General features: G+C 59.3%; 25 protein-coding genes. 13 read left to right on the forward strand and 12 right to left on the reverse strand.

Annotation, left to right across the window (positions count from 1 at the left end; translation table 11 throughout):
• Positions 1–3: 3 nt before the first annotated feature.
• From BY454_RS07855 to BY454_RS07865, 3 genes are all read right to left on the reverse strand, one after another.
• Positions 4–891 carry a regulatory signaling modulator protein AmpE gene (locus BY454_RS07855; RefSeq protein WP_104416139.1) on the reverse strand — a complete coding sequence of 296 codons (888 nt, stop codon included), beginning with the start codon at positions 889–891 and terminating at the stop codon, positions 4–6.
• Positions 892–1,455 (reverse strand): 1,6-anhydro-N-acetylmuramyl-L-alanine amidase AmpD, encoded by a 564-nt coding sequence (gene ampD / locus BY454_RS07860; protein ID WP_181049665.1) that lies wholly within the window; start codon positions 1,453–1,455, stop codon positions 892–894. It lies immediately after the preceding gene.
• Between the two features lie 161 nt (positions 1,456–1,616).
• On the reverse strand, positions 1,617–3,836 hold the full coding sequence (locus tag BY454_RS07865) for a DUF1631 domain-containing protein (RefSeq protein WP_104416141.1): 2,220 nt from the start codon (positions 3,834–3,836) through the stop codon (positions 1,617–1,619).
• 211 nt (positions 3,837–4,047) lie between these two features.
• Here BY454_RS07865 and nadC point away from each other — a divergent pair, with 211 nt between their 5' ends.
• Positions 4,048–4,887 (forward strand): carboxylating nicotinate-nucleotide diphosphorylase, encoded by an 840-nt coding sequence (gene nadC / locus BY454_RS07870; protein WP_104416142.1) that lies wholly within the window; start codon positions 4,048–4,050, stop codon positions 4,885–4,887.
• Positions 4,888–5,012: 125 nt separating this feature from the next.
• Here the strand turns inward: nadC and BY454_RS07875 are convergent, their stop codons facing one another.
• From BY454_RS07875 to BY454_RS07885, 3 genes are read right to left on the reverse strand one after another with little or no spacing between them, the layout of a single operon-like run.
• A complete protein-coding gene (locus BY454_RS07875; RefSeq protein ID WP_104416143.1) occupies positions 5,013–5,351 on the reverse strand; it encodes a YqcC family protein in 339 nt (112 codons plus the stop codon).
• Between the two features lie 37 nt (positions 5,352–5,388).
• On the reverse strand, positions 5,389–6,087 hold the full coding sequence (gene hda / locus BY454_RS07880) for a DnaA regulatory inactivator Hda (RefSeq protein ID WP_104416144.1): 699 nt from the start codon (positions 6,085–6,087) through the stop codon (positions 5,389–5,391).
• A gap of 25 nt (positions 6,088–6,112) precedes the next feature.
• Positions 6,113–7,372 (reverse strand): DUF2066 domain-containing protein, encoded by a 1,260-nt coding sequence (locus BY454_RS07885; RefSeq protein ID WP_258075595.1) that lies wholly within the window; start codon positions 7,370–7,372, stop codon positions 6,113–6,115.
• A 126-nt stretch (positions 7,373–7,498) separates the two neighbouring features.
• On the opposite strand from BY454_RS07885, the gene purM reads away from it, so the two are divergent.
• The 4 genes from purM (at position 7,499) to BY454_RS07905 (ending at position 11,231) form a co-directional block, all read left to right on the forward strand.
• Complete coding sequence (purM, locus tag BY454_RS07890; protein ID WP_104416146.1) at positions 7,499–8,563, forward strand: phosphoribosylformylglycinamidine cyclo-ligase; 1,065 nt, start codon at positions 7,499–7,501, stop codon at positions 8,561–8,563.
• Positions 8,560–9,222 carry a phosphoribosylglycinamide formyltransferase gene (gene purN, locus BY454_RS07895; protein ID WP_104416147.1) on the forward strand — a complete coding sequence of 221 codons (663 nt, stop codon included), beginning with the start codon at positions 8,560–8,562 and terminating at the stop codon, positions 9,220–9,222. Before purM ends, purN begins: the two co-directional genes overlap by 4 nt.
• 78 nt (positions 9,223–9,300) lie before the next feature.
• On the forward strand, positions 9,301–10,077 hold the full coding sequence (locus BY454_RS07900) for a DUF3108 domain-containing protein (RefSeq protein ID WP_104416148.1): 777 nt from the start codon (positions 9,301–9,303) through the stop codon (positions 10,075–10,077).
• A gap of 152 nt (positions 10,078–10,229) precedes the next feature.
• The gene (locus BY454_RS07905) at positions 10,230–11,231 is read left to right on the forward strand and encodes an aldo/keto reductase (RefSeq protein ID WP_104416149.1); all 1,002 of its coding nucleotides are present in this window, start codon (positions 10,230–10,232) and stop codon (positions 11,229–11,231) included.
• Positions 11,232–11,314: 83 nt separating this feature from the next.
• Here the strand turns inward: BY454_RS07905 and BY454_RS07910 are convergent, their stop codons facing one another.
• The 4 genes from BY454_RS07910 to apbC form a co-directional block, all read right to left on the reverse strand.
• The gene (locus tag BY454_RS07910) at positions 11,315–12,583 is read right to left on the reverse strand and encodes a valine--pyruvate transaminase (protein WP_104416150.1); all 1,269 of its coding nucleotides are present in this window, start codon (positions 12,581–12,583) and stop codon (positions 11,315–11,317) included.
• Between the two features lie 69 nt (positions 12,584–12,652).
• Positions 12,653–13,252 carry a YjaG family protein gene (locus BY454_RS07915; RefSeq protein WP_104416151.1) on the reverse strand — a complete coding sequence of 200 codons (600 nt, stop codon included), beginning with the start codon at positions 13,250–13,252 and terminating at the stop codon, positions 12,653–12,655.
• A complete protein-coding gene (dcd, locus tag BY454_RS07920) occupies positions 13,249–13,815 on the reverse strand; it encodes a dCTP deaminase (RefSeq protein WP_104416152.1) in 567 nt (188 codons plus the stop codon). Before dcd ends, BY454_RS07915 begins: the two co-directional genes overlap by 4 nt.
• Positions 13,816–13,868: 53 nt before the next feature.
• Positions 13,869–14,969 (reverse strand): iron-sulfur cluster carrier protein ApbC, encoded by a 1,101-nt coding sequence (apbC, locus tag BY454_RS07925; protein WP_104416153.1) that lies wholly within the window; start codon positions 14,967–14,969, stop codon positions 13,869–13,871.
• A 180-nt stretch (positions 14,970–15,149) separates the two neighbouring features.
• Between apbC and metG the strand changes: the two genes are divergently transcribed.
• From metG to nth, 8 genes are read left to right on the forward strand one after another with little or no spacing between them, the layout of a single operon-like run.
• Complete coding sequence (gene metG, locus BY454_RS07930) at positions 15,150–17,201, forward strand: methionine--tRNA ligase (RefSeq protein ID WP_104416182.1); 2,052 nt, start codon at positions 15,150–15,152, stop codon at positions 17,199–17,201.
• Between the two features lie 24 nt (positions 17,202–17,225).
• Positions 17,226–17,807: an electron transport complex subunit RsxA gene (gene rsxA / locus BY454_RS07935; RefSeq protein ID WP_104416154.1), complete on the forward strand. Its 582-nt coding sequence runs from the start codon at positions 17,226–17,228 to the stop codon at positions 17,805–17,807.
• A 15-nt stretch (positions 17,808–17,822) separates the two neighbouring features.
• On the forward strand, positions 17,823–18,401 hold the full coding sequence (rsxB, locus tag BY454_RS07940; RefSeq protein WP_104416155.1) for an electron transport complex subunit RsxB: 579 nt from the start codon (positions 17,823–17,825) through the stop codon (positions 18,399–18,401).
• Positions 18,401–20,221 (forward strand): electron transport complex subunit RsxC, encoded by a 1,821-nt coding sequence (gene rsxC, locus BY454_RS07945; protein ID WP_104416156.1) that lies wholly within the window; start codon positions 18,401–18,403, stop codon positions 20,219–20,221. Before rsxB ends, rsxC begins: the two co-directional genes overlap by 1 nt.
• 6 nt (positions 20,222–20,227) lie before the next feature.
• Complete coding sequence (rsxD, locus tag BY454_RS07950) at positions 20,228–21,277, forward strand: electron transport complex subunit RsxD (RefSeq protein WP_104416157.1); 1,050 nt, start codon at positions 20,228–20,230, stop codon at positions 21,275–21,277.
• Between the two features lie 3 nt (positions 21,278–21,280).
• Positions 21,281–21,982 carry an electron transport complex subunit RsxG gene (rsxG, locus tag BY454_RS07955; RefSeq protein ID WP_104416158.1) on the forward strand — a complete coding sequence of 234 codons (702 nt, stop codon included), beginning with the start codon at positions 21,281–21,283 and terminating at the stop codon, positions 21,980–21,982.
• 1 nt (position 21,983) lies between these two features.
• Positions 21,984–22,700, forward strand: a complete 717-nt coding sequence (locus tag BY454_RS07960; RefSeq protein WP_104416159.1) for an electron transport complex subunit E — start codon at positions 21,984–21,986, stop codon at positions 22,698–22,700.
• Between the two features lie 11 nt (positions 22,701–22,711).
• Entirely contained in the window at positions 22,712–23,350 is a 639-nt protein-coding gene (gene nth / locus BY454_RS07965) for an endonuclease III (protein ID WP_104416160.1), read from the forward strand.
• On the opposite strand, the gene BY454_RS07970 is transcribed toward nth, so the two are convergent.
• Entirely contained in the window at positions 23,341–23,916 is a 576-nt protein-coding gene (locus BY454_RS07970; protein ID WP_104416161.1) for a chalcone isomerase family protein, read from the reverse strand. The genes nth and BY454_RS07970 overlap by 10 nt on opposite strands.
• 93 nt (positions 23,917–24,009) lie before the next feature.
• A complete protein-coding gene (rpoS, locus tag BY454_RS07975) occupies positions 24,010–25,008 on the reverse strand; it encodes an RNA polymerase sigma factor RpoS (RefSeq protein ID WP_104425550.1) in 999 nt (332 codons plus the stop codon).
• Positions 25,009–25,161 lie beyond the last annotated feature (153 nt).

Raw genomic sequence — 25,161 nt, forward strand, 5'->3', positions numbered from 1 at the left:
GATTCAAACCACCCCGGCAATGACCAGCAGGGCGATGACACAGATCCAGACCAGCATGCTTCGATTCAGGAGGTCCCGGATGGCCCTCAGGCTCCGGCCACCAAAATCCGGCCAGTCCTGCGGGTGGGTCTCTTCAAAGCGAGAGGGCTCCAGCGCATAGCCCGTCAGGGCACCGTCAGCCGAAGCCATCAACACCTCGTTGGTCCGTTTGCCGCGTCCCGGAATCACATCTTTGATCTTCTGGGCCCAACCGGCGAGATCCCCGGCCAGGCCAAAAGTGCACGCCAGTAGGCGAGCTGGCAGCCAAGCCGCCAGCTCCGCGCCTTTCTGGAAGCGCTCCCGCGCCGCCGCCTGGGGCCACTGCTCAGCCAGCGCCACCAGCCCCCGGGCAAGAATGGCCAGGGGAATACCACCGATCACGTACCAGAACACCACCAGGAAATAGCGCTCGAACACCGAGCCCATCAGCGACCGTGACAAAGACAGATGCATGGCTTCCGGTGACAGGGCCTCGCCCCGTTCCTCCGCTGGCAGCCGGGCCTGAACGTGGCGCCAGGCCGCCTGCATATCACCTCGCGCCCAGGCCTGGGAGTAGGCCTGCAACACCTGCTGCCAGCCTGGGGCGCCCATCAGACCGATCAGCAAGAGCAATTCCAGCGGGTAGAGCGCCAGGCGAAAACCCAGGCTCCAGAGCAGATACACCAGTGCCGCGAGCAGGACTGCGGGCAGAAGCACGCGCGCCAGTCCCTTGGTGATGGACCGTTCCTTTCCGGCGGAAACCTCAGTGCCCGAATGAAACCAGTGACGCCAGAAAACATCACCGGACCATCGATTCTGGCCATCGAGCCGGCGACGGACAACATACGCAATCAGCAGTACGACCAGCTCCATTCAGACAGTCTCCGTGGCAGATAAGGTATCCCGGAAGTAAGCCCAGTCAAACGCCGGGCCCGGATCGGTTTTACGCCCCGGGGCGATGTCGCTGTGGCCGGTAATCCGCTCCGGGGTGATTGCCGGCCAAGCCGCCATCACCTGCGATGCCAGACCCGCGAGGGCCGAGTATTGCTCGGCGGTATAGGGAATGTCGTCAGCGCCTTCAAGCTCAATGCCAATCCCGAAATCATTGCACTCCACTTCGCCCTGAAAACAGGAACGCCCGGCATGCCAGGCCCGGTCCAGACAGCTGACAAATTGCACAACCGAACCGTCCCGACGAACCAGCGCATGGGCTGAAACCTGCAGCTCGGCGATAGTGGCGAAATACGGATGGGCATCAGCCTGAAGCCGGTTACAGAAAAAGTCTTCGATGTGCGAACCGCCAAACTGGCCCGGCGGCAGACTGATGTTGTGCACCACCAGCAGGGAGATCTCCGCTCCTTCCGGGCGGGCGCCAAAGTTTGGGGACGGACACCAACGGGCTTCCGGAAACCGGCCCGTCAGCCGCAACTGCTGAATATCGTCGTCAGAGAAATGAACAACTGGGGAGACAGGGTCTGAATGTGCCAAGGCGTGTCCACGGGCGTTTGAGAATTCAATAACCTGATTGAATCACAAAGTGCTTGTGGATACCACGGAACCCGGTACCCGTCTGGTCAGCGAATGAACCAGACGGGACACTAGTCTTTGCGGTTATGGCGCAGGTTGTCGATGATGGACTCAAGCGCACGGTCAAAGATCAGCCCGTCATCGAGCATGGTAATAAGGCCGCTCTCCAGGGCTTCGGCAAGACCATCCCGATGATACTCCGCCACCTTCGCGCCGCTGCGATTCACGAAGATATACTTGCCAGTGGCACGAATAAACGCCGCCAGCTTGCAACGAACACGATGTTCCTCGCCCTGCATTTCCACCCAGGAACCAACCCGCAGTTGATCCGCCTTGGCCAGCCACTCCGTCGCAATGCCAGGAGTGGGCGCCGGCTCTGGCTCTGGCTCTGGCGTCACTACTTCAGTAGTTGCTTCCACCACTGGCGCAGCCGGTTGGTCTTCCATTGCAGAAGGCGCTGGTTCCGCCGGCGGCTGTGGAGCGGCTTTATTGACGGGTGCAGTGACCAGTTTCTGGAATACATCCACATGGGCCAGTTCCAGATCCCGGATAACCGTGTCGGTGGCAAACGGATCCCAGGAGATTTCCTGCAAAGCCCTACGCACATCGTCCACCACCTGGGGAATCGCCCGCAGGAGCTCGGTACGGGTAGTATCAGTGACCGGTGCCGGGTCCACGCTCCAGACCAGCCGCGCGGTGACGTCGCAGGCCTGTTGCCACTGCTCACTGCCCTCACCCCGGCGCAGGATCACCCATTGCAGGTACCGCATCCACGGCTCGTACAAGGCCTGCTCAACGGGCTCGGGGATATCACGGCCGGCCACCTGCGCCTGGATAGTCTCCGTGGCCAGTTGGCTGGCGCGCTCCTGCTTGGCCCGACCTTCCTCGGCATCCCTCAGACGCTGCTCCACCAGTTCACGGCGGCGACGGTCCAGGTCCATGAAATGGCCGAAATCCTCCAGCAGCTCCTCGAAGAGTTCTGTGCCGGAGGTATATTCATCCAGGATGCGGCCAACCACTTCCTCCATTTTTTCGCGCAGGGGATCACGCAGCCCCGGCCGCTTCTCGCTCCAGCCAATGGCGGCCAGCGCAAGTTCATTCAGCAGTTTGCGAACCGGATGGCCACCACGATTGAAAAAGTTGCGGTCATTGAGCGCCACTTTCAGAACGGGAATCTGCAAGCGACTGATCAGGGCTTTCATAACCGGGTGCAACTGTCGATCTTCCAGGATGAAGTCAAACAGCATGGCCACCAGATTGATCACATCGCCATCGGCCTGGGCGACCGACGCGTTGGCACCTTCGGCCGCCTGCAGCAACGGCTGCAACTGCTCGCGTAGCGGTACAATTTCGTCATTGGCCGGGGTCCGGGCGGCAACCTGCAGCTTGTCCAACTGCCCCATCAACTGTTGCGTTTCCAGCACACGACCGGTCGGCTGCCCGGTAGGCACGGCAGAGGCACCCTGCCCCTGGTGCAGCAAGGCACTTAATTCGTGGAAGGTGGCCGAGCCGCGGGTACCGCCTGGTGCCGTGGGGACATTGTCGGCCGGCTGCTCGGGCGCGGAAGCACTTTTCGGTGCCTTGACTGCTTCGCCTTCCACCGGTGGACGCTTCATGTCCGGCAACACGCCATCAGCGATGAGCACCCGATTGCAGTCCTGGTAGAACGCCTCGAGCTTATCGACCATTAACCGCTCGAACAGCTTCAGTACCACCAGCTTGGCGCGGATATCAATGTCCAGATCAGCACAGGCCTCGCCAATTGCCGCACAGATAACTTCCGGACTGAGCGGCATTTGCTCATCGCTCAGTTTCAGCTCCGGGACCAGGTGACGAATCCGGGCAGCCAAGAGGCGCACCGGTTCCTGATAACTGTTGCGCAGCCGAGTGGTGAGGTTATCGATGGCGACCTGCTGCTCCAGCTCGGCATGGTCCACCAGCCCGAGGGAGTCCTGGTCTATTTTTTCCAGCGAGGCTTGAGAACTTGCGGGCTTGAAACGCCCCAGATCGTTGAAGGCTTCACTGATGTACTGCAGCATGGACACGGTCATGGACTTGCGCCGCATCCGCAGCTCGCGCATGGCATCGAAATAAGCGGTCTGATCCTGATTGGAGCCAGCCCGGTCCGCCAACGCGAACAGGTGGTCGTCGGACTGTTCAAAAAAGCGCGCCAGTACCTGTTTGAGCGCCTGCCCGGATTTGTCCCGAAGCCGCACCAGCTCCGTCGGCATCGAAAACCGGTCCATCGGGCTCTGGCCAGAAAAACGGACGACGTTGCTATCGTGTGCCATGATCCTGCTCCGAATTTGAGCAATTTATATATTGGCTATCTTATGACCTGGCCGCGTCATCTTGTGTCAGGTTTTGTCACCATTTGTGTAAGAGAGACACTGTTCACAGTTTAGCAATGGCCGGGCATAGCGTTTTGCGAATTCACACACCGGCGGTAGAATTGCCAGCTTTGCTAAACACGCCTATTTCTTCGATTTTTGGGAAACCACCATGATCACCCCTGAACTGCTTCGCCAGGCCCGCATTGAAAACGTTGCCCAGAGTCTTCGCGAAGACATTGGCGATGGCGACATCACTGCTTTGCTGATACCCGCCGACAAAATCGCCAAGGGACGCGTGATCACCCGGGACAACTCCCGCCTGGCCGGAAAAGCCTGGGCAGAGGAAGTGTTCCGCCAGGTGGACCCGAGCGTGCGGCTGGAATGGTTTTTTGAGGACGGTGATGAGATCACCAGGAATGACGTACTGTTCCGCATGGAAGGGCCGGCAAGGTCACTGCTGACCGCCGAGCGCGCTGCCCTGAACTGGCTGCAGACCCTCTCCGGTGTCGCCACCCGCTGTGCAGGCTATGCGGCACGGGTAGCCCACACCAATGTACGCCTGCTGGATACCCGCAAGACCCTGCCGGGGCTACGTCTGGCGCAGAAGTACGCCGTTACTTGCGGCGGTTGTGACAATCATCGCGTGGGGCTCTGGGATGCATTCCTGATCAAGGAGAACCACATTGCCGCCTGCGGTTCCATTACCAACGCCATTGCCGAAGCCCATCGGGTGGCGCCGGGAAAACCGGTGGAGGTGGAAACGGAAAACCTCGAGGAACTGGCAGAGGCCCTACAGGCGGGTGCCGACATCATCATGCTGGATGAGTTTTCACTGGAAGACATGAAGCAGGCGGTTGCCATGAACGCGGGCAAGGCAAAGCTGGAAGCGTCCGGGGGAATTAACGATCAGACCCTGGTGCCCATCGCTGAGACCGGCGTGGACTACATTTCCATCGGCAACCTGACCAAGAGCGTCAAGGCGGTGGATTTGTCGATGCGTTTGATCTAACGCCCTGGCCTGGAGCACCGGCGGGGAGGTCTTTCCAGAACCGTGCGGAGCCATGGATGGCGGAGCTCGAGCGGGACAGGGATGTCTTTACAGCGTGTTTTGGAAAGACCTCCCCGCCGGTGCGACTATGTGGCACCAGACAATAAACGATCCATTTCCTCAAGCGCCCGAATCAGCCTGTCACCGGATTCTTCCCTGGCACGAAAATGCTCTTCAGCCATGGGCGCAATACCGGATACGGCCGGCAGTGGCCGATCAGTCTCAACGAGCATTTTCATACGATCCAGGAACACAAACTGCAGCCACTGGGTAAACGCCATCGTGTCCAGGCAAAACGGCTGGGTGCTCTGAAACGCCTCGTCCGGCAGGGGCTCATGCTCCCAGAGATCCAGCTCGCGGAGTTCGATTTCAATTTGCAGGAGACCGTCGGTTACCCGGTCGAGATGGGGCTTTTGCTCAGACATACCTAAACTCAAAAACAATGAACGTGAAGGCCGCGACCTACCAGGCCATAACACTTTTTACGAAAGGAATGGTCAGGCGGCGCTGGGCCTGCAGCGAATTTTCATCCAAAGTGTTCAGCATCGCCAGCAGCTCGCCGAGACGGCGTGGTGCCCGGCGCATGATGAAACCCGCGACATCATCGGACAGCACCATACCGCGCTGTTCTGCGCGCGCCACAAGAATGCGCATCCGGTCTTCGTCACGGTAAACCCGCAACTGCAATAACAGGCCGTGGGCGAGCCGCGACCCCAGGTCCGCCAGCCCAAACGGGAAAGCGCCGGGGACATCGGCCATGGAAACCACCAGCAAGCCATTCCGGTCAAGGATGCGATTGTATAAGTGAAAAACCGCTTCTTCCCAGTCAGGATCTCCCGCTACCCGCTCAAGGTCGTCAAGACACACGACCTGGTGACTATCCAGACCAGCCAGGGCCTCGGGACCGAACGGCAGCAATTCCTCAATGCTGATACAGACAGCGGACTGACCAAGCTGATCCGCCCGGTGACACACGGCCTGCAGCAGATGGCTCTTACCAGTGTCTGAATCGCCGCAGATCACGACCACGGGCAGACCACCGGGATTGGTCACCACCTGCTCCAGCCGGTGGGCCACTTCCTGGTTGCGGCTGCCGTGGAAATTGTCAAAACGGGCGTCGTCACGCAGCTTGACGCCCAGTGCCATCTGGGAGGCGTTCATTGCTCCCTGAGGTTTGGACTTCCCCTCAGCCATCCGAATCACTACCCACAATGCTGGTTGGTTGCCAGCGATAATAGAGCACCTGATACAGAGACTCGAAAGCCTGTTCGGCGTCTTTCTCATCACCGGTATTCAACGGCTGGTAAGCAACAGAGTTTGGGGTCTCGTCACCAGACCCAGTCTGCTCTGGACCGCTGCTTTCCTGGCTGCCCTGCTCCACCGGTTTCTCCGGCTGGCTGGGTTGCTCCATGGCCACAAACCTTGGGTCCAGGGCCACATACTGCTTAAGCTGGTCCAGCTCACCGGAGAAAGCCACCTGCACCGTCAAGCGATCACCGCGCACCCGACCGGCTTCAACGGAGTGCACCGGCGTAAAGCCCTTCAGGGCCTTGGTTACACCGCCATAATCGGCCAGGTTCGAAACGCCTTCCAGCACGATATCCACCTTGGGGGATTCACCAACCTCGCTGGCCGCGACGGCGTAACGGCTGGCGAACCCTTCTGCCCACTGGTTAACCAGCGCTTCAGCCAGCGCCCATGGCGTGGCTGCGCTAACTGATTGGCTCTGGCTATCCATGGCGGTGCCCTCAAAGGTCCAGTCCGCGCGCCATTCACTGCCGGAGCGCCGAATACGTACCAATGCCAAGGCATCCCGGTTCTGTCCATCAGACGCTTCCACAATGCGCTCATCAAACTGACCCCAGAGATCTGAGAGGATACCCCGGTTACCAGCAAACGAGCGCTCCGGGAAAGCGAGCGGCAGGCCCCGGTCGGCCGCAGCGGCAACCAGGTTACCCCGCCAGCCCGCTGCAACATCGGTTTGTGCCGGAGTGGTGATCAGGTACCGGCGACCACCATCCTGCACGGCAATCCACGCCAGGGTCAGCGGGCGGTTAGCCCCCCACACAGGGGCATCAATGGACGCCAGGGCCTTGTTCACCCCTACGGCACCGAACGTCATCTGCAGGCGATCCTGATCCTCGTCACGGGTCAGTTCGTAGGATTGCAGCAACGGCTCGGCGTTCTCGAGAACAGACTCCACGCCCTCAAGGTTCAATACCTCACGGCTGCCGGAAACCCGCACCATCACCTGACGCAGCCCTTGCCGGTAACCAGCCTGCAGAGCCTCTTCGCTGGAATTTTCCACGGCCACATCGGCGCTATATAGCCCCGAGACGGTGACCGCCTGGGCAGTTCCGGCCACCAGCAGACAGCTGGCCACAATGACTGCACTCAGCGCCCGGCTGATCACACTGCCCATACCTTTTCGTCCTGATTCAGTCATGTAACACCCTGCCGTTGCGATGAATCGCGCACAGGATACACCATCACCGAAGGCTAGAGTAGCAAGCGCCCGTGTCCACCTGCTAAAATCCGCGGCCTGAATCACAGGCCAACGGTTGAATCTTTCATGAGCGAACAAAAGCCCTCCCTGACCTATCGCGATGCCGGCGTGGACATCGACGCCGGCAACGATCTGGTGGACCGCATCAAGAATACCGCAGCACGCACCCGCCGCCCGGAAGTGCTCGGCGGCCTTGGCGGTTTTGGTGCCATGGTCTCCATCCCCGCCGGCTACAAAGAGCCGGTCCTGGTTTCCGGCACCGACGGCGTGGGCACCAAGCTGCGCCTGGCCATGCAGCTGGACAAGCACGACAGCATTGGCATCGACCTGGTGGCCATGTGCGTGAATGACCTGGTGGTCGGTGGCGCCGAGCCTCTGTTCTTCCTGGACTACTACGCCACCGGCAAGCTCAACGTGGATGTCGCTGCCCAGGTGGTGGAAGGTATTGGTAAGGGCTGTGAGCTCTCGGGCTGTGCCCTGGTGGGTGGTGAGACCGCCGAAATGCCAGGCATGTACGAAGGCGACGACTATGATCTTGCCGGCTTTTGCGTGGGCGTGGCCGAACGCGAACAGATCATTGACGGCAACCGCGCCCAGGCCGGTGACGTACTGCTGGCGCTGGGCTCTTCCGGCCCCCATTCCAACGGCTACTCACTGATCCGCAAGATCATCGAAGTGAGCAAGGCAGACCTTGGGCAGCCCATGGGTGATAAAACCCTGGCCGATGCCCTGATGGCCCCCACCCGCATTTACGTGAAAAACCTGCTTCAACTCATTCGCGAAGTGGACGTCCGGGCACTGTCCCACATCACCGGTGGTGGTCTGCCGGAAAACATTCCCCGGGTATTGCCGAATGGCGTGGTCGCCGCGATCGATACTGAAAGCTGGGAACTGCCTCCGGTGTTCCAGTGGCTGCAGGAAGCCGGTGGCGTGGCACGCGAGGAAATGTACCGCACCTTCAACTGCGGTATTGGCATGATCGTGTGCGTGCCGGCCGAGCAAAAGCAGCTGGCCATCGACACGCTCAACGCCCTGGGTGAAACCGTCTGGCAGGTGGGCGCACTGGAAGCCGCTGACAACGCCGACCAGGCCGCCGAAGTTCGCTATGCACCGGGGTTGTTGAAGGCATGAAGGCAGATCCAGCTCCACGCCCATCCATCGTTGTTCTTGCCTCCGGCAGTGGCTCCAATCTTCAGGCGTTGATTGATGCCAGCCGCGAGCGGGATTACCCCGGTGAAATCATTGCCGTGGGCTGCAACAAACCCGGCGCCTTTGCGCTGGAGCGTGCCGCCCAGGCCAATATCCCGACGTTTGTGGTGAACCACAAGGACTATGGCTCCCGGGAGGAATTCGACGGCGCCCTGATGGCGGAACTGCGCCGCTATAACCCGGACCTGATTGTCCTGGCCGGGTTCATGCGCATCCTGACCGATGATTTCGTGCAGGCCTTCCGGGGCAAGATGCTGAACATCCACCCCTCCCTGCTGCCGGCCTACACCGGGCTGAACACGCACCAGCGGGTGCTGGAAGCCGGCGACAAACTGCACGGCGTGTCGGTGCACTTCGTGACCGAAGAACTGGATGGCGGCCCGGTGATCGCCCAGGCGGATGTAAAAGTGAAACCGGACGACACCCCCGAAACCCTGGCCGAGCGGGTGCAAAAGAAGGAGCACCTGCTTTACCCCATCGTTGTCAGCTGGTTCTGCGAAGGCCGTATCCAGTTGGGCGCACACTCGGTCCTGTTTGACGGCGAGCCTCTGTCCCAACCCATGAGACTCACCGACGGCTGAACGGATTGTCATCCAGCCAAGGCTCTGGAGACGTTAGACTGTCGTCAGCTACCTATCGACAATCTACGAGGCTACTGGATGACACACCGGAATTTCGCTCCGCTACTTGCAACCCTTACGGCGGGCGCCCTCTTTAGCCTGGGCGCCACTGCCAACCCGGCCGAAGCAAGCTCTGGCGCCGAGCCCGAGGCCAAGGTTGAGACTCAGGCCGCTCCTGCCCTGACACCCTTTTCCGCCACTTATTCGGCCTCCATGTCCAAGGGCATCAAGCTCAATGGTGCCGGCAAGCGCGAACTGAGCCGCCAGGATAACGGCACATGGCTGTACCGCACCGAAGTGGACTCCTTCATCGCCGACATCAACGAATCGCTGGTTTTTCGCTGGAACGACGGTCAGGTGGTGCCCTTACGGTATCGGTATGAGCTATCCGGACTGATGATCTCGGACCGAAAGCAGGCCATCGACTTCGACTGGCAAGCTGGTCTGGCAACCGGCCACTACCGGGGCGAGCCGTTTGAACTGAAGCTGAAGAAAGGCGCCCTGGACCCGTTGGGCTACCAGATGCAGCTGCGTCAGGACATGAAGGCCGGCAAACGGGAGATGGCCTACCCGGTGATCGATAAAGGCGACTACGACGAAGAGCGCTTTGCCGTCCTTGAGAACGAGCAACTCCGGCTGAACGGGCACACCCTGGACACTCTCAAGGCCGAAAAAGTGCGGGACAGCGACTCCAAGCGTAAAACCCTGATGTGGTTCACCCCCTCTCAGGACTACCTGCTGGTTCGCCTTCGCCAGGTGGAACCGGACGGCAGCGAATACGAACTGCGGCTGAAAGACGCCGACCTGCGAAGCTGACTCCTTTAACCTGCTCACCCCGGCATCCCGTTACTCCCTTCAGATTACGGGCCGTTCAGAAGCCGGGGGTGCAGGTTTACGCTCTCCCAACCGCCTGCTACGTTATCAAGCTAAGGATTTCGCAATAATACATCCAACGTTCAGGAGGTATTGTGAAGACGCATACGTTTGGCAATACAGATATTCAGGTCACCCCCGTGGGCCTTGGCACCTGGGCCATTGGCGGCTGGATGTGGGGCGGTACCGATGAAGCCCAATCCATCGATACCATCCACGCAGCCATCGACAAGGGCATTGGCCTGGTGGATACCGCCCCGGTCTATGGTTTCGGGCGCTCCGAGGAAATCGTGGGCAAAGCACTCGCTGGCGGCCGCCGGGACAAGGTAGCCCTGGCCACCAAGGTCGCCCTGAACTGGAACGACGACCAGACCAAGGTCTGGCGGGACGCGACAGCTGCCCGCATTGAACGGGAAGTGGAAGATTCCCTGCGGCGCCTGCAGACCGATCACATCGACATCTACCAGATTCACTGGCCCGACCCACAGACACCCATGGAAGAAACCGCCCGGGCGATGGAAAACCTGCTGAAGGACGGCAAGATTCGCGCGGTCGGTGTTAGCAACTTCACCCCCGAGCAGATGGAGGAATTCCTCAAAATCGTGCCGCTGCACAGCCTGCAGCCACCCTACAACCTGTTCGAACGCGGGATCGAAAAAAACATCCTGCCCTACTGCCGTGAACACGGGCTGGCTACCATTACCTATGGCGGGCTTTGCCGAGGCATGTTGACCGGGAAAATGCGGGAAGACACTGAGTTTACCGGGGATGACCTGCGCAAGAACGACCCCAAGTTCCAGGGCGATCGATACCGCCAATACCTCAAAGCAGTTTCAGAGCTGGACCAGTTTGCGCGAGAGCGCTACCAGAAAAACGTGCTGGCACTGGCCCTGCGCTGGCTGATTGATCAGGAAGGCGTGACCACCGCGCTCTGGGGTGCGCGGCGCCCGGATCAGCTCGACCCGGTCAGTGAAATTGAAGGCTGGTCACTGGATGCTGAAGCGAAACAGACGATTGACGAGATCCTGGAGCGCTGCATTCAGGATCCGGTGGGGCCGGAGTTCATGGCACCGCCTAGCCGGGACGAAACCGGCTGAGTCGCGTTGTTCTCGACGGGTTCGACGTAGCTCATCAACCCGCAGCGTGGTGCCAGCGCCCGGGCGTTGGCACCACACCTGAATTATGACTGCTCCTGCCAGACCTTTTTCACTTCGTCGGCAATGATCCTGAGGCCTTCTGCCACCCGATCGTCGTCCTGGGAATAAGTCACCCGCAGGCATTCGTGCCGATGGCGCCAATCGTCTTCCGGCAGGCCTGGGAAGAAGTAATGGCCGGAGACAACCAGAACACCCCGCTCTTTCAAGCGCTGATACAGTTCCAGGCTGGAAATGGGCAGATCCGGGAACCACAGCCACAGGAACATGGCCCCCTCGGGCTTGTGGATGTACCAGCGGCAGGTGTCTTCGCCCATGGCTTCGTGGAATACCGCCACAGCCTTTTCCATCTTGGCCTTGTAGAACGGGCACACCACGTCGCGGCTCAGTGACAGGATCTCACCCGAGCGCACCAGCGGTTCCGCCAGCATGGCCCCGAAACTGCCGGTGGCCAGGTTCATGATGGCGTTGATGCCGGACAGCGCCTTGATGATGGACTCTTCGGCAATCACGATGCCGGTGCGCGCCGCCGGCAGGCCCAGTTTGGACAGGCTCAGGCACAGGATGATCTGCTCGTTCCAGGTCGGGTGTGCTTCGGTGAACAACAGGCTCGGGAACGGGGTGCCGTAGGCGCCATCGACAATCAGCGGAATATTCTGCTGACGGGCCAATTCTTCCAGGCGCGCCAGTTCCTCGTCGGTCACCACATTACCGGTGGGGTTGGTGGGCCGGGAAACACAGATAGCGCCGGTTTCGCCGGTCACTTCCACCGCGTCGAAATCCACGCGGTATTTGAACTCGTGGCCGTCGGTAAAGGAGATATCCGGGCGCACGGCGCGGAACAGTTCGGGCTCGATACCCGCATCAGCGTAGCCGATGTATTCCGGGGCCAGTGGCAGCAGGATGTGCTTGCGATGGCCGTCGCCGTAATCGCCGCCGAACATGTTGAACAGCATGAAGAACGCGGCCTGACTGCCGTTGGTCAGGGCGATGTTTTCCGGTTTGAGGTCCCAGCCGTATTCCCGGTTGAGCAGTGCCGCCAGCGAGGCGATAAATTGCTTTTCCCCCTGTGGCGGATCGTAGACACCCACCAGCCGGCGCATGTCTTCATCACTTTTGGTGATGCCGGCCAGCACTTCCTGCACCCGTTGCTGAATTTCCGGAATATGGCCGGGGTTGCCGCCCCCCATCATGATCATATCGTCGCCGGAGGCCATGGCATTACCCAGATCGTCCATCAGGGAGGTAATACCGGCATCGGCGGTGAATTTGCGTCCAAATGCAGAAAGTTTCATGACGTTATCCGTTCACAAGCGTTCAACAGGTGTGGAAGGTAAAGCTAAGGTTAGAACAGAACGCGGGCGTCAGCCTTCGAGGGCAATGCCCAGATTGCTGACGCCGCCATTGGCCGCCTGCTCCCGCAACTCGGTGATGAAATCCTCCCGGGGCACTCGCTGGCGCTTGAGCGCAAGCACCAGGTCCCGCTGGAAGAGTTTGTCATCCTTGAGCAGCGGATGGTGCTCGAACAGGTTAACCAGCTCGCTCTCTTCCAGTTCTTCCCCTTCGGACAGCTCAACAAAATCCATCACGGTCTTGGTGGCCAGGGCTGAAGCTTCCGAGGCCCGGTGCTTGTCCGGGTTCAGGCGATTAAGCAGTGCCTGCTCCAACAGCTGGCAGAAGTCGAAGGCGGGATACACACCATAGGCGTCGTAATCGTCCACGTTCGGGCACAGACCCTCGAGCTTGGTGAGCAGTTGGGGAATGGCGGCTTCGCTGGTGTCTTTTTGCAGCGAGTCCCAGCCGAGGTCAAGCAACTGGCGCATTTTGGCGCCGGTTTTCAGGCCTACGGCATCGGCAAACAGGGCGTAGTTGGGAAACGCCCGCTCGGCCAGGGAAAGCAGGAAGGCGCATTCGCGCCAGCCCTGCAGTTGAGAGACGGCTTTGAGAAACTGGTTGGCGTTCATGTCCGCGGCAGGGTCACGCCGGTCTGGCCCAGGTATTTGCCGCCCCGGTCTTTGTAGCTGGTTTCACACTGCTCGTCGGATTCAAGGAAGAGCATTTGCGCCACGCCTTCGTTGGCGTAGATTTTCGCCGGCAGGTTGGTGGTGTTGGAAAATTCCAGGGTCACCTGACCTTCCCACTCCGGCTCCAGCGGGGTGACGTTAACGATAATGCCACAGCGCGCGTAGGTGCTTTTGCCCAGGCAGATGGTCAGTACGTTACGCGGGATGCGGAAGTACTCGACGGTGCGCGCCAGGGCGAAGCTGTTCGGCGGAATGATACAGGTATCGCCGGTGTAGTTGACGAAGCTGTTTTCGTCGAAGTTCTTTGGGTCGACGGTGGCGCTGTGGACGTTGGTAAAGATTTTGAATTCGTCGCTGCAGCGTACGTCGTAACCGTAGCTTGAGGTGCCGTAGGAGATGATGCGGCCCTTTTCGGATTCACGGACCTGGCCGGCCTCGAAGGGTTCGATCATGTTGTGTTCCGCGGCCATCCGGCGGATCCACTTGTCGGATTTGATGCTCATTGGCGGGTTCTCGTTTCCAGCTGGGAAAATTGGGGCGTAGTTTACCCTAGTTGTCAATGCTCAGTCACGGACACACTGGAAATCGTCCCGCCCAGATTCCGCTCTCTGGTGGACAGCTCCGCACCGACCCGACGGGCGATGTCGCGGTAGCGACGGGCCACTTCGGAGTCCGGTTCGGCGACAACCGTCGGCTGGCCGCTGTCGGTCTGTTCGCGAATGGTCATGTGCAGCGGGAGCTGGCCGAGCAAAGTGGTGTCGTAGTCGTCGGCGATTCTTTCGCCGCCACCGTGGCCAAATAGCGGTTCTTCGTGGCCGCAGTTGCTGCAGATGTGGACGCTCATGTTTTCGACCACGCCCAGCACGGGGATATCAACTTTACGGAAGAGCTCGATGCCTTTTTTACCGTCCAGCAGGGCGATGTCCTGCGGGGTGGTGACGATGACCGCGCCAGTGACGGGAACTTTCTGGGCCAGGGTGAGCTGGATGTCGCCGGTGCCCGGCGGCATGTCGACGATGAGGTAGTCGAGTTCGTCCCACAGGGTCTGTTCAAGCAGTTGCATGACGGCGCCGCTAACCATGGGGCCGCGCCAGGCCATGGGGGTTTTGTCGGTGGTGACAAAGGCCATGGAGTTGGCTTGGAGGCCGTGAGCCTGCATGGGCACGAAGTATTTGTTTTCACGCACGTCCGGTCGTTTGCCTTCGGGGACGCCGAGCATCATGCCGACGCTGGGGCCGTATATGTCGGCGTCGAGGATGCCGACCCGGGCACCTTCGGCACTCAGGGCCAAAGCCAGGTTAACGGCGGTGGTGGATTTGCCCACGCCGCCTTTGCCCGAGGCGACGGCGATGATGTTTTTCACGCCTGCCACGGGGGAGATGTCTTTGTTGATTTTGCAGGCGTGGATTTTCTGGCCCACGTGGACGTCAGCGCCTTTCACGCCCTCAACCCCTTCCAGGGCGTTGGTGACGATTTGTTTCAGGCCGCCGGCGATGCCTTTGGACGGATATGGCAGTTCCACCATCATGGTGACCTGGCCATTGTCGTCGGCATTCAAGGATTTAACCGCGTTCAGCTCGAACAAGTCTTTGTCCAGGTAAGGATCACGGTATTCTTTGACTGCCGCTTCGAGGGCCTGCTGGGAAATCTGTGTCATCGATGGCTCCGGAATATGCTCATAAGCACGTATGCAGGTGAAAAATCATGCTTTGGAAGGTATCATCTGCGCCTGTTTCTGACCATATGGGGTCTTCACCCGGGGCAATCAATGCCAGTTGCGCCCCGCGCCCCGTTTTTGACATTCCAACCCTTACTGACAAAAGGTTCGGACATCATCATGACGCAAGCGAGTAACCAACAGCGCGATATTCTGATTACCAGCGCCCTGCCCTATGCCAACGGGCCTATCCATCTGGGGCACCTGCTGGAGTACATCCAGACCGACATCTGGGCGCGCTACCAGAAAATGCGTGGCCATAACTGCTACTACGTTTGCGCCGATGATGCCCATGGTACAGCGATCATGCTGCGTGCCGAACGCGAAGGCATTACTCCGGAGCAGTTGATCAAGCGCATCAGCGACGAGCATCAGGAAGACTTTGCCGGCTTCCACATCAAGTTCGACAACTATTACTCCACGCACTCGGAAGAGAATCAGTATTTCTCCGAGTACATCTACCGCCAGCTTCAGGAAAACGGGCACATTGCCACCCGCAAGATCACCCAGTTTTTCGACCCCGAGAAGGAAATGTTCCTGGCGGACCGTTTCATCAAGGGAACCTGTCCGAAGTGCAAGGCCGAAGACCAGTACGGCGATAACTGTGAAGCCTGTGGCGCCACTTACACCCCAGCCGAGCTGATTAACCCGCGCTCGGCAGTGTCCGGCGCCACCCCGGTGGAGAAGGAGTCCGAACACTATTTCTTCACCCTGCCGGATTTCCACGATTTTCTCGCCAACTGGACCCGCAGTGGTGCGCTGCAGCCGCAGGTGGCCAACAAGCTCGCCGAGTGGCTGGATGCAGGCCTGCAGGAGTGGGACATCAGCCGCGACGCCCCCTACTTCGGGTTTGAGATTCCGGATGCCCCGGGCAAGTACTTCTACGTCTGGCTGGACGCGCCCATCGGCTACCTGGCCAGCTTCAAGAACCTGTGTAACCGCGAAGGCATCGATTTCGAGCATTTCTGGAAGGCGGATTCCGAGGCCGAGGTGTACCACTTCATCGGCAAGGACATCATCAACTTCCACGCGCTGTTCTGGCCGTCCATGCTGCACGATGCCGGTTTCCGCACACCGAGCGCGGTCTGGGCCCATGGTTTTGTGACCGTGAACGGCAAGAAGATGTCCAAGTCCCGTGGCACGTTCATCATGGCCCGGACCTACCTGGACCACTTGAACCCGGAGTACCTGCGTTATTACTTTGCCGCGAAGCTCACCAGCGGCGTGGACGACATGGATTTGAACCTGGAAGATTTCGCCGCCCGGGTGAATTCGGATCTCGTGGGCAAGGTGGTGAACATCGCCAGCCGCAGTGCCGGCTTCATTACCAAGCGTTTTGACGGCAAGCTGGGTACGGTCACCGAATCTGAAAAGCTGCAGGAATTCATCGATGCCGGCAAGGAAATCGAGGAATTCTACGAGGCCCGGGAATTTGGCCGCGCCATGCGCCGGATCATGGAACTGGCGGACGTGGCCAACCAGTATGTGAACGATGAGCAGCCCTGGGTGATCGCCAAGCAGGAAGGCCAGGAAGCGAATCTGCAGGCTATCTGTACCAATGCCATCAACATGTTCCGCCTGCTGATGACGTATCTGGGCCCGGTACTGCCGAAAACCGCCGAGGCCTCCGAGTTGTTCCTGAACAGCCGCCTGGACTGGAACAACCGGGCCGCGCTTCTGGAAAACCACGGTATCGACAAGTTCAAGCCGCTGATGAGCCGGGTGGACATGGCCCAGATCGAGAAAATGTTGGAAGCCTCCAAAGAAGAGCTGCCAGCCGCCCAGGGCGATAATGCCAAGAAAGAAGATAAAGAAGAGCCAGCTTCAGACCTGGAGCCACTGGCGGATGAAATCGAGTTTCCAGATTTCGCCAAAGTGGATCTTCGAGTGGTAAAGATTGTCAAAGCAGAGCATGTGGAAGGCGCCGATAAGCTCCTTCGCCTGACTCTTGACGTGGGACATGGCGAACGTAACGTGTTTGCTGGTATCAAGTCCGCCTACAAACCGGAGGATCTGGAAGGCCGCTTGACCGTGATGGTGGCCAACCTGAAACCACGCAAGATGAAGTTCGGTGTATCCGAAGGCATGGTTCTGGCGGCCGGCCCCGGCGGCAAGGACATTTTCATTCTGTCTCCGGATTCCGGCGCCACGCCCGGCATGCGGGTCATGTAAGTACCAACAGGCAGAGACACTCCGATGACCGAGTATTTGCTGATTCTGGTCAGCACCATTCTGGTGAATAACTTCGTGCTGGTGCAGTTCCTTGGGCTGTGCCCGTTCATGGGGGTTTCCGGGAAGCTGGAAACCGCCATGGGCATGTCACTGGCGACCACCTTCGTGCTCACCCTGTCATCGGTGTGCAGCTACCTGGCCTACACCTATCTGCTGGAACCGCTGGACCTGACCTTCCTGCGAACCATCACCTTCATCCTGGTGATTGCGGTGGTGGTACAATTCACGGAAATGGTGGTTCGCAAGACCAGCCCGCTGCTCTATCGGGTTCTGGGTATTTTTCTTCCCCTGATCACCACTAACTGCGCCGTACTGGGCGTGGCACTTCTTAACCTTAACAAAAACAACAACTTCGTTGAGTCTGTCCTGTATGGCTTTGGTGCGGCAGTCGGCTTCTCTCTGGTGCTGGTGCTGTTTGCCGCCATGCGCGAGCGGATTGCCGTGGCCGATGTACCGGTGGCTTTCCGGGGCGCCGCCATTGGCATGGTGACCGCCGGGCTGATGGCACTCGCATTCCTGGGCTTTACCGGCCTGGTTGCGGTCTGACGGAGCGATTGTTTTATGTGGACAAGCATTATCATCGCCATCCTGGTGCTGCTGGGCCTGGCGATTGTATTTGGTGGCCTGCTCGGGTTCGCCGCTGAAAGATTCAAGGTTGAAGGCAATCCCCTGGTGGACCAGATTGACGCCCTGCTGCCGCAAACCCAATGTGGCCAGTGTGGTTTCCCGGGCTGCCGCCCGTACGCCGAAGCCATTGCCAACGGTGAAGCCATCAACAAGTGCCCGCCGGGTGGCGAAACCACCATCAAGGCCCTGGCGGACCTGCTGGATGTCGAACCGGAACCGCTGGATGCCGAGCACGGCGTGGAACAGGCCAAGCGGGTGGCCGTGATACGCGAAGACGAGTGCATCGGCTGCACCAAGTGCATTCAGGCCTGCCCCGTGGATGCCATTCTGGGCGCCGCCAAACACATGCATACGGTAATCGAAAGCGAGTGCACCGGTTGCGATCTCTGCGTTGAACCCTGCCCCGTGGATTGCATCGACATGGTGACCGTCGAGCCGGACATTCGCACCTGGACCTGGACACCCCCGAAATCCGGGCTGATAGCCACTGACCGCCAGGGAGCCAGCGCCTGATGACACAACTTTGGGATTTTTCCGGCGGCATTCATCCGCCCGAGAACAAGCATCAGTCCACCAGCCGCCCGTTGCGGCGGGCTTCCCTGCCCGAATGGCTGGCCCTGCCGTTACAACAGCACATTGGCGAGCCCGCTGAGGTGGTGGTTGAAGTCGGCCAGCGTGTCCTTAAAGGCCAGAAGATTGCCGATGTCACCACCGGCATGGGCGTCCCCGTACACGCCTCCACATCTGGCACGATTGAGGCCATCGAACATCGGCCCGTGCCTCATCCCTCCGGCATGGACGACTGGTGCGTGGTCCTGAAAGCCGATGGCCAGGACGAGTGGTGTGAGCTTGATCCGGTGAGCAATTACAAGCAACTGGAGCGTGACCAGGTTCTGGCCCGCATCCGGGACGCCGGCATTTCCGGCATGGGCGGCGCAGGCTTCCCCACCGACATCAAGCTTCGCACACCCCGTGACCGAAAGGTGGAAACGCTGATTCTCAATGGTGCCGAATGCGAGCCCTACATCACCGCCGATGACATGACCATGCGCGAGCAGGCCAGCGAGGTGGTTGCCGGGATGGAGGTCATGGCATGGATTCTTCGCCCGGCCCGGTGCGTGATTGCCATTGAAGACAACAAGCCGGAGGCGATCGCCGCCATGCGGGCTGCGGTGGAAAACACCCAAATCGAGGTTGTTGCCATCCCCACCAAGTACCCCTCCGGTGGCGAGAAGCAGCTGATCGAAATCCTGACCGGCATGGAGGTGCCCAGCGGCGGCATTCCGGCCGACATTGGCGTGATGTGCCAGAACATCGGCACCGCCGTGGCGGTGTCCCGGGCTGTATTCAAAGGGCAACCGCTGATTTCCCGGGTTATGACGATCACCGGCGATGCGGTACAGGAACCGTGTAATTTCGAGGCCCTGATCGGCACCCCGGTCTCTAACCTGCTGCAGGAGGCGGGCCTGGATACCGGCAAGCTGGATCGACTGGTCCAGGGTGGACCCATGATGGGGTTCACCCTCACCACCGATGCGGTGCCTGTCACCAAAACTTCCAACTGTGTGATTGCCGCCACCGCCAGCGAGCTTCCACCACCTCCTCCAGAGCAACCGTGCATCCGCTGTGGCCAGTGTGCAGAAGTCTGCCCCATGGAGTTATTGCCCCAACAGTTGTTCTGGTACTCGAAATCCACTGAATTCGAGAAAGCCGAACATCTGAACCTGTTCGACTGCATTGAGTGTGGCGCCTGCTCCTACGTGTGCCCCAGCTCGATTCCGCTGGTGCAGTATTACCGGTTCGCGAAGGGCGAAATCCGCCAGCAGCAAGCCGAACAGCTGAAGGCAGACCGGGCCCGGGAACGGTTCGAAGCCCGTCAGGCGCGCCTTGAGCGGGAGAAGCAGGAGAAAGAGGAACGCCGGAAGGAGCGGGCTCGAGCCGCCGCCGAGGCACAGGAAAAGAAAAAGGCCGAAGCGCAGAAAGCAGCCAAGGAGGGAGATGCTTCCGATGAGCGTTCCGCCAAGGCTGCGCTGGTTGAACAGGCCCTGGCACGGAAAAAGGCAAAGGCCGAGCAGGCACCTGCCAGCAGCGATCAAGGCGAGAGCGGCCAGGTGGAGAAACCGGACATCGAAGCGCTGGAAAAGCAACTGGCACAGGCCGAAGGCAAGCTTGCCACCATGGAGGGCATGCTGGAGGAAGGCCGGGAGCAGCAGGCCGATAACGTCGAAAAACTGGAGCGGGCCGTGGCCAAGAACCATGACCGGGTGAAACGGGCCAAGGAAACCCTGGAAAAAGCCCGGGAACAACTCTCCAACGAACCCACAGCAGGCTAAACGTTCATGGCATTAGTTCAACAGTCGTCTCCCCATGCTCATAACGCCCGCCCCACCTCGCGGGTCATGCTCTGGGTGATCATTGCCACGCTGCCGGGCCTGCTGGCCCAGACTTTGTTCTTTGGCTGGGGCAACCTGATCAACGTGGTCTGGTGTGTGGCCCTGGCATTGACCGCCGAGGCCGCTTTTCTCAAACTGCGCAACAAACCGGTCACGTTCTTCCTGAAGGACAACACGGCCGCCGTCACCGGCCTGCTGCTGGGCCTCTCACTACCCCAGTTCGCGCCCTGGTGGGTATCCGGTATCGCGGTGATTTCCGCCATCATCCTGGCCAAACAGCTCTACGGTGGCCTTGGCGCCAATCCGTTCAACCCGGCCATGGTTGGCTATGCCCTGGTACTGATTTCTTTCCCGGTGGCCATGACTACCAACTGGGCGGAGGCTGCCGGTCTGGCCAACGCGCCGGGCCTGGGGGAAACCCTGGGCCGGATTTTCTCCGCGAGCCAGACCAGCGTAGATGGCTGGACCATGGCCACGCCTTTGGATGAATACAAACACAAGGTGGCCAGTCATACCGCCACCGAGATACTGAAGCATCCCACCTTCGGCGACATGGTGGCCCGCGGCTGGGAATGGGTGAACCTAGCGTTCCTGGCCGGAGGCCTGCTGCTAGTCGGCCTGCGCATCATTACCTGGCACATTCCTGTCGCCGTGCTCGGTGGCATTGCCATCATGAGCCTGGCCTTTGGCAATAATCCCGACATGCACGCGCCGGTACAACTGCACCTTTTGGCCGGGGGCACCATGCTGGGAGCCTTCTTCATTGCCACCGACCCGGTATCGGCAGCCACCAGCCATCAGGGCAAACTGATCTACGGTGCCGGCATCGGTATCCTGATCTATGTCATTCGCACCTGGGGCAACTACCCGGACGCGGTGGCCTTCAGTGTATTGTTGATGAACTTTGCGGTGCCGTTCATTGATTACTACACACCCCCAAGAACCTATGGCCACCACAAAGCCCGTCGTGGTGTGCCCGGCAGGAACGGAGGCTGATTCATGAGCGCTCTTATTACCTCCATCACCCGCAGCGCCATTGGCCTTGGTCTTTTTGCCGTGATTACCGGCGGCACCATTGCCATTACCCAGGCGATGACCGAAGACCGAATTGAGGAGCAAGCCGCCAAAGCCGAGGCCAGCGCCCTGTTTGAAATCATTCCGGAGTCCGAGCACACCAACGACATGCTGAGGGATACCGTTTCCCTGCCCGCCAGCGATGTTCTGACCCAATCCGGAACCATTGAGGCATGGGTAGCTCGTCGCAATGGTGAGCCGGTTGGCCTGATCCTGCCCGCCATTGCACCGGACGGTTACTCGGGTGATATCAACCTGTTGGTGGGCATCGACCTGCAGGGCACCATCCTGGGGGTGCGAATCACCAACCACCGGGAAACACCGGGACTGGGTGACCGCATTGAGGCCCGGAAATCGAACTGGATTGAAAGCTTCGCCGGAAAATCCCTGGGCAATCCCCCACCCCGGCAATGGAATGTAAAAAAGAACGGTGGTGTCTTTGACCAGTTCACCGGTGCCACCATTACGCCCCGGGCCGTGGTGAAATCCGTACAGAAAACCCTGAAGTATTTCCGCCAGAACCGGAGAGCTATTCTCGCCCGGGTCCACGCGGCACCTTCACTTGAAAGCCAGGCGGTCACCCCCTTGGGTGATGCCGGCAAATCCAGACCAGAGGAGCAACTCTGACATGGCCACCAAAACCTCCGCTGAGATCATCAAGGACGGCCTCTGGAACAACAACCCCGCCCTAGTCCAGGTACTCGGGCTTTGCCCACTGCTGGCCGTTACCAGTACGGTCGTCAACGCCGTTGGCCTTGGCCTGGCGACCCTGCTGGTGTTGATTGGCTCGAACCTGTCGGTATCCATTATTCGCAACTTCGTCAGCGAATCGGTTCGCCTGCCGGCCTTTGTGATGATTATCGCCTCGTTTGTGACCTGCGCCGAACTGCTGATGCAGGCGTTTACCTACGAGCTTTACCAGATTCTCGGTATTTTTATTCCCCTGATCGTCACCAACTGCGCCATCCTTGGCCGCGCCGACGCTTTTGCCTCCAAGAACCCGCCAATACCGGCGGTACTGGATGGCGCCATGACCGGCCTGGGCTTTCTGGGGGTTCTCATCGTTCTGGGCGGCATGCGGGAACTGGTGGGCCAGGGCACGCTGTTTGTCGACATGAATCTGCTATTTGGCCCAGAGGCGGCAGACTGGGTTATTCATCCTTTTGCCAACTACCCGGATATGCTGTTCATGGTACTGCCACCGGGCGCATTCATTGGCCTGGGCCTGTTGATCGCGCTCAAGAACAGCATTGATACGCACCTGGCTGAACGCCAGAAAGCCGCGCAGCCCGAACCTGTTAGCACGGGCAGCAAGCGTGTGCGGGTCACCGGCAATATTTCCTGAATCTGACTGCAATGAACAAACAAAAGCGCATCGAGATCTTTTCCCGGCTGCGGGAAGACAACCCGGAGCCAACCACCGAGCTGAACTACAGCTCGCCGTTCGAGCTGCTGATTGCCGTGATTTTGTCGGCCCAGGCCACGGATGTGGGGGTCAATAAAGCAACAGCCCGGCTGTTTCCTGTTGCCAATACGCCCGAAGCCATCCTGGCCCTCGGCGTCGACGGGCTCAAGGAATACATCAAAACCATTGGCCTGTTTAACAGCAAAGCGGAAAACGTCATCAAAACCTGTCGGCAGTTGATCGAAAAGCACGATGGGGAGGTGCCAGACCGGCGAGAGGATCTGGAGGCGTTACCGGGCGTGGGCCGAAAAACCGCCAACGTGGTACTCAATACCGCGTTCCGGCAGCCGGCAATGGCCGTGGACACTCATATTTTCCGGGTTTCAAACCGAACCGGCATTGCGCCGGGCAAGAATGTGCTGGAAGTGGAAAAGCGCCTGATGCGCCTGGTGCCCAAGGAATTTCTGATGGATGCGCATCACTGGTTGATCCTGCACGGGCGCTACACCTGTACGGCCAGAAAGCCCAAGTGCGGCGCCTGCATCATCGAAGACCTGTGCGAGTTCAAGCACAAACGGGATTATCTCTGACCCAGCAGCTCGGATTTCAGGTCGTCGTCCACCGGCGTCTCCGCTAACCAGATCCCGAACAGGGCCTGCTTGAATGCCAGGTCACCGATGGTGTCCTGGTACTTGCCATTTTTGAGCACATTGACGCCCTTCCCTGGTACATACACCAAGCTAAACTCATCCCCTTCCTTGATGGGCTCATCAAAGACCCCGATGAAACGGTCGATGTCCGGCTGAATAGGCGCCGTATTACCACCGGTCGAGGTTTCGAAGCCTTCAAGTACGGCTTCGGTCATCCGCTCGCTGGTGATCATGCCCGAGGTGATCTGCAGGGCGATGCGTTGCGGCTCGTCCGCTTCGAGGATAGCCTTGGCTTTGCCTGACTCCTCCGTGAGGTAAAGCCCTGCCACGTACAGATCCATAAACCACTTGGAACGGGTTCCCGCGCCCATCAGTTTGAGTTCCTTGCCCTCCCAGGCATAAGTATCTGGCATTTCCACATCGTTAATGGTCACTGCCCCGCAGTAGAGGGGAAGGATCAGGGCAACAAGGGCAAATAGATGCTTGGCTACGGTTGTTTTACGCATGTTCCGGAAGGCTCCGAGGTTAGACTTGGAAAACGAATACTCAAAGAAAAAGCTGGCTAAACATCAGCCAGCTTTTCGATCGCAGTACGTGGTTTACTGGAACAGCAAAGTTCCAGACAGGCCTTCCTTTTCCATAATTTCCCGCAGGCGGCGCAGTGCTTCCACCTGGATCTGACGAACCCGCTCACGGGTCAGGCCGATTTCCTGGTCCACTTCCTCGAGGGTGCAGATCGGGTAGCCTCGCAGGCCAAAGCGCCGGGACAATACTTCCCGCTGCTTTTCGCTCAGCTGGTCAATCCATTGTTCCAGACACGAGGACATGTTGTTGTCCTGCAATAGATCGGCGGGGTCGGAGGCGCCTTCATCGGCTACCGTATCAAGCAGCGATTTTTCGCCGCCAGCGCCAATGGGCGTATCCATGGACGCCACGCGTTCGTTCAGACCCAACATGCGCTTCACGTCCGCCACCGGCTTGTCCACCATCTGGGCAATTTCTTCGGCAGTCGGTTCGTGATCGAGCTTCTGGGTCAGTTCACGGGCGGCACGCAGGTAGAGGTTAAGTTCCTTCACTACGTGAATAGGCAGACGAATGGTGCGGGTCTGGTTCATGATGGCCCGCTCAATGGTCTGGCGAATCCACCAGGTAGCGTAGGTGGAGAAGCGGAAACCGCGCTCTGGATCGAATTTTTCCACCGCGCGAATCAGCCCCAGGTTCCCTTCTTCGATCAGGTCAAGCAGGGTGAGGCCACGGTTGACGTAACGGCGGGCAATTTTGACCACCAGACGCAGGTTGCTTTCGATCATGCGCTTGCGACCGGCATCTTCCCCTTTCCGGGCAAGGCGGGCAAAGTACACTTCTTCTTCTGGTGTGAGGAGTGGCGAGAAGCCAATTTCGTTGAGGTACAGCTGCGTGGCATCCAGCTGTTTCTGGGTGGCGTAATACCTTCCCCTGGAAAGGGAGCTTTCTTTGGCACCGGCGAGCGTATCGTCTGAGGCTACCTTCTCAACACGATCTTCCGCCAATACCTGATCGTCTGCATCTTCCACATCTGCAACACGATCCATAATGAGGTCTTCTTGCTCTGCTGACATTGGTACACCTCGTCTCTGAAAATCCTGTTGTCCCGGGTCGTTATTATTATTTCCGGGTCCCTACTTACGTTGTTTCAGGACATTGTCTGGCCGGCGTTGCAACCGTGCCATTATTGTTGTTGGTTAGCAGTTTTCTGTCAGCCCTCAGGTAAT

The organism is Marinobacter persicus, assembly GCF_002934325.1.
GTDB classification, from domain to species: domain Bacteria; phylum Pseudomonadota; class Gammaproteobacteria; order Pseudomonadales; family Oleiphilaceae; genus Marinobacter; species Marinobacter persicus_A.